The organism is Spirillospora sp. NPDC046719 (assembly GCF_040645715.1).
In the GTDB taxonomy this organism is placed as follows: Bacteria; Actinomycetota; Actinomycetes; order Streptosporangiales; family Streptosporangiaceae; genus Spirillospora.
The window spans coordinates 1-2623 of the sequence record NZ_JBEYYT010000772.1; the positions used below are offsets into that span (position 1 = coordinate 1).

Below are 2623 nucleotides of genomic sequence, written 5' to 3' on the forward strand. Positions count from 1 at the left end.
ATGTCATAAAAATGTGGGACAAAATCAAACAACAATTAGACAAACAAGGCATAACCGAGTACCGCCTTGCCAAAATGACAGGCATAAGCCCTCAGCAGTTACACGAAATTAAAAAACGCAATACAAAAAACCCGAAATGGCTCACAGTCGTTAAGATTGCGGAGGCATTAGGAGTTAGTTTAGATGAATTTAAATAATCGTACAAAAAAAGCCGGACATCTCCCCAGATAAACGACTTTAAATATTAAGTAAGGCAAGCCTTGTAGGGCTTTGCTTTACTCTAATTATAACAAATTGGAGAATAAAAACAAATGAATAATACAGCAAACAAGGAAACTTATATCCTTGATGATTCAATCGCCTTTGAACTCATGGACTTATTAAAAGCCAAAGCACGCCATTTTATCCAGCTTAATGAGTACGTTTATCGCTTGTTTGACGGTCAATCAGTTGTGACTTTCACAACTTTAGAAAACGATATTCAAGTAGAAATGGTTAAGGGGTAGGGTATGAAATTTAAAACATTTAATTTAAGAGCTTACCATCGCAAAGACGAAACTATGCTTTCATTTGTTCTCAAAGGTGGACGGATACCAACAAGCAGAATCCTTTGTATTAAAAAAGGCAACCCTTTTAAGATGAAAATCACGCACGAAATTGCTGAAAAGTACCGTATTAAACAAGAAATTAAGCAAACGCGAAAGAAAACAGACAGCCCTAACGGGTTGTATCCATTAATTGAAGCCATTGAAAAAGATGTATCTCAATTGTTAAATAAACAAGATAAGGACGATTGGGAGGGATGGAAACGCGTTTTTGCTTACGAATATCTTTATGATGTAGCTTTTAACCGAGGTGTTCGTCAGGAAAGACAACGTAGAAAAACCCAGCACAAAGCATTGACGGCATTTGATATTATCAGTTCCGAAGATGTTTCAGAGCTTTCTCATGAACTGGGAATTAGTGAAGATAAACTAACGTACGCAGTTATGGAAGTTATTTCTAAACGTAAGAACGGAGGCAAAAAATGAATGATGACACACTAACAAACCTTGTTGCCCGTGGCTTAGTGGATAAAATCATTCATTTATTTAATAAATATCTTGGCACACAACTCAAAATCAGAAATGAAAAGCGGGTATTACCTTATATCTCTAAAAAGCGTGTTATGGAAGACTTAGATATATCAGACGGCACACTTGATAATTGGGAAAAGTACGGATTGAATCGCTATAAACCAAGATACAAAACTTCACTTATTTACTATTTGATTGATGATATATGCAAGTTCATCGTCATAGATACTTAGCAACTTGTCAGGCAAGGCAAATTTTATTAGAGGATTGAGAAAATGACAAATATTATTAGAGCTTGCCCTTATGTGGCTGGTATTGATAGCGTAGGTATGAGAAGTTTAAAAGGCTATCACACAGAGCTGACAGACAAGCAGATTGAAAAAATAGACCCATTGAACGCAAATACAGGCACAGTTGATTATAGCTTTAAAGTTCGTAAATATAAGCACGGTGTCCGATTTAAGGGTGAGAAAGAGGGCGGAGAAATCAGCTTATTTGATGAGGTAGCGAAATGATAGAACACCACCAAGGCTACACGGCAAGGAAACGGCTAGGGCGGAATAGTTTCAGGACGATAGGAAAACACCCCTATAAGATGATTCACAATGCAAGAGCGGTTAAATATGACTTAATACAGCAGTTTGAAGCTAGCACAAGCATAAACTTACCTAGTGGAGTGAAAAGCAACTTATGCACTCAAGTAAGCCCAGTTTTGGGCAAGCAACTGGCTATCATGAAATTACAGATAAAGGAAACTAAACCATGAAAATTACTATTGATGTCCTTGAAAATGAAAGTAATAAGGACAATTTAGAGTATCTTATCAGCGATACAAGCAACGAAGCTATTACTGTTTTAATGTTTGCCTTGATTGGCGAAGCTAGACAGAGAGCAAGCTATGAGCAATTTTTAGAAACCATCACTAGAATTTGGGGGTATCTCAATGAAGATAACTGACTTACAGACGTTAGACCAAAATATTATTAAATTTCTTGCCGAACACAGAGGAATTGACCGAGCTGTCAAAGGCAAGATTTTAGCACAAGCCCTTGATATTGATTTTAGAACGCTTCAGAGCAGAATTGAGTACCTCCATAAGCAGGGTTGCGCCATTGGTTCGATTGATAACGGCTATTTTATTCCAACTAACGAAGACGAGCGCAGAGCCGGAATTATCAAGAAACAACGCACAGGCATAGCGATTAATAATGCGGTCAATGGCTATACCCTTGCAGAACTTGATTGGATTGACCAACTTTTTAAGGAGGAATGACTATTGACACCCAAAGAACAAGCCCTAAACTGTATTAGTCGTGGCTTTTCTGTTATCGCTGGTTATCCTGTAGGAAAAAGCGAAAGGGCAATTATAAAGGGGAGTTCCTCAGGAAGCCTTGATGAAATCACAGTAAGCGCGTGGTTCGATGAAATACCGAACCGTAACATCATGATTAATCTTAGAAATAGCGGTTTGATTTGTATTGACTTAGACCAGCACCAAAACGGACAGAATGGACGGAATGTTTTCAGTCGCTTGTGGAATGAACACA

General features: G+C 37.8%; 8 protein-coding genes. All 8 read left to right on the forward strand.

From position 1 onward, the window contains the following. A partial coding sequence (locus ABZ914_RS49955) for a helix-turn-helix domain-containing protein (protein WP_500201614.1) occupies nt 1-197 on the forward strand: 197 nt, incomplete at its 5' end. Nucleotides 198-311: 114 nt separating this feature from the next. After that, nucleotides 312-506, forward strand: coding sequence for a DUF1655 domain-containing protein (locus ABZ914_RS49960; RefSeq protein ID WP_011677056.1), 195 nt, complete (start codon nt 312-314; stop codon nt 504-506). Nucleotides 507-509: 3 nt separating this feature from the next. Beyond that, nucleotides 510-1031, forward strand: a complete 522-nt coding sequence (locus tag ABZ914_RS49965; RefSeq protein WP_500201615.1) for a hypothetical protein — start codon at nt 510-512, stop codon at nt 1029-1031. Beyond that, nucleotides 1028-1309, forward strand: a complete 282-nt coding sequence (locus ABZ914_RS49970) for a hypothetical protein (RefSeq protein WP_500201616.1) — start codon at nt 1028-1030, stop codon at nt 1307-1309. The genes ABZ914_RS49965 and ABZ914_RS49970 overlap by 4 nt, the downstream gene beginning before the upstream one ends. A gap of 42 nt (nt 1310-1351) precedes the next feature. After that, nucleotides 1352-1591: a hypothetical protein gene (locus ABZ914_RS49975; RefSeq protein WP_014570323.1), complete on the forward strand. Its 240-nt coding sequence runs from the start codon at nt 1352-1354 to the stop codon at nt 1589-1591. Nucleotides 1592-1838: 247 nt separating this feature from the next. After that, nucleotides 1839-2033, forward strand: coding sequence for a hypothetical protein (locus ABZ914_RS49980; protein ID WP_012898685.1), 195 nt, complete (start codon nt 1839-1841; stop codon nt 2031-2033). Continuing rightward, nucleotides 2020-2349, forward strand: coding sequence for a hypothetical protein (locus tag ABZ914_RS49985; RefSeq protein ID WP_010905047.1), 330 nt, complete (start codon nt 2020-2022; stop codon nt 2347-2349). The genes ABZ914_RS49980 and ABZ914_RS49985 overlap by 14 nt, the downstream gene beginning before the upstream one ends. Nucleotides 2350-2352: 3 nt before the next feature. Further along, nucleotides 2353-2623, forward strand: a 271-nt coding sequence (locus ABZ914_RS49990) for a bifunctional DNA primase/polymerase (RefSeq protein ID WP_500201617.1), incomplete at its 3' end; no start/stop codon positions are given.